The organism is Halomonas sp. McD50-4, assembly GCF_022348135.1.
Classification (GTDB): Bacteria; Pseudomonadota; Gammaproteobacteria; order Pseudomonadales; family Halomonadaceae; genus Vreelandella; species Vreelandella piezotolerans.
This window is the reverse complement of sequence record NZ_JAKRFG010000041.1, coordinates 1-1265: the sequence shown is the minus strand read 5'-3', so window position 1 is coordinate 1265 and position 1265 is coordinate 1. Positions and strand designations below refer to the sequence as shown.

At 64.7% G+C, this 1265-nt stretch carries 2 protein-coding genes; both read left to right on the top strand.

Features of this window, described 5'->3' with window-relative positions:
• The first annotated feature begins 73 nt into the window (after window positions 1–73).
• Window positions 74–565: a transposase gene (locus tag MHM85_RS18285; RefSeq protein WP_058092620.1), complete on the top strand. Its 492-nt coding sequence runs from the start codon at window positions 74–76 to the stop codon at window positions 563–565.
• A partial coding sequence (locus MHM85_RS18280) for a DDE-type integrase/transposase/recombinase (protein ID WP_239286591.1) occupies window positions 562–1265 on the top strand: 704 nt, incomplete at its 3' end. The genes MHM85_RS18285 and MHM85_RS18280, both read left to right, overlap by 4 nt.

Here is a 1265-nt window from a genome sequence, read left to right as displayed (position 1 = left end):
CCCCCACTGTCAAGCTAGTTGGAGTGTCAGCGGCTGTTAGACTCTGAACGATGTGGGGCGTGACGAGGTTCCGATGAAGTACTCCGACGAGCGCCGGGAAGCCATCCTCAAGAAGCTGCTCCCGCCGCATAACCGCACGGTGGCGGAGGTGGCCCAGGAAGAAGGCATCTCCGCGGCAACGCTGTACACCTGGCGCAAGAAGGCTCGGCAAGCAGGCCGCCTCCTGCCTGACCAGAGTGATGATCCTGAGGGCTGGAGCTCGCAGGACAAGTTCCACGCCGTACTGGAAACGGCGGCCCTCAGTGAAGCCGAGCGTGCCGAGTACTGCCGGCAGCGGGGCCTCTACCCCGAGCAGATTCAGCGCTGGCGGGCGAGCTGCGAGGGTGCCAATGACCGGAGCGATGCCGCGTCGAAGCAGGTCAGCGAAGCCCGCAAGGCGGAGCGCCAGGAGAACAAGGAGCTCAAACGTGAGCTCCGCCGCAAGGAGGCTGCTCTCGCGGAAACCGCTGCGCTGCTGGCGTTGAGAAAAAAGGCCCGAGCGATCTGGGGGGACGAGGACGAATGATCAGCACTTCAGATCGCCAGGACGCCGTAGAGCTGATCGATGAAGCCCGCGCCGCAGGGGCCCGCCTGCAGGCTGCCTGTGCAGAGCTCGGCATTGGTACCAACACCTACCGTCGCTGGGTACGGGGCGATCAGGACCGCCGGCCTGAGGCCGTGCGGCCTGTCCCGCGCCACGCGCTGTCGCCTGAGGAGCGTCAGCAGGTGCTGGAGATCTGCCATCGTCCCGAGTTTGCCAGCCTGCCGCCGGGGCAGATCGTGCCGCGGCTGCTGGACGAGGAAGGCCTCTATGTGGCGTCAGAGTCCAGCTATTACCGCATCCTCCGGCAGCATGACGAGCAGCACCATCGTGGCCGGGCTCGTGCCCCACGCCCCAAGGGTGATCCACAAAGACACCGCGTAACGCGCCCAAATGTCTGTTGGAGCTGGGACGTGACATACCTGCCGACCCCGGTGCGTGGGCAGTTCTACTACCTCTACATGATCGTCGACATCTACAGCCGCAAGATCGTCGATGCCGAGGTCTTTGACCAAGAGTCCATGGCCAACAGCAGCGAGGTCATCCAGCGCGCTGTGTTGCGCGAGGGCTGCATCAATCAGCCACTGGTATTGCATGCCGACAACGGCTCCGCCATGAAGGGCTCGACGCTCCAGGCGACGCTGCAGCGGCTGAACATCACCCCGTCGTACAGCCGCCCCCGAGT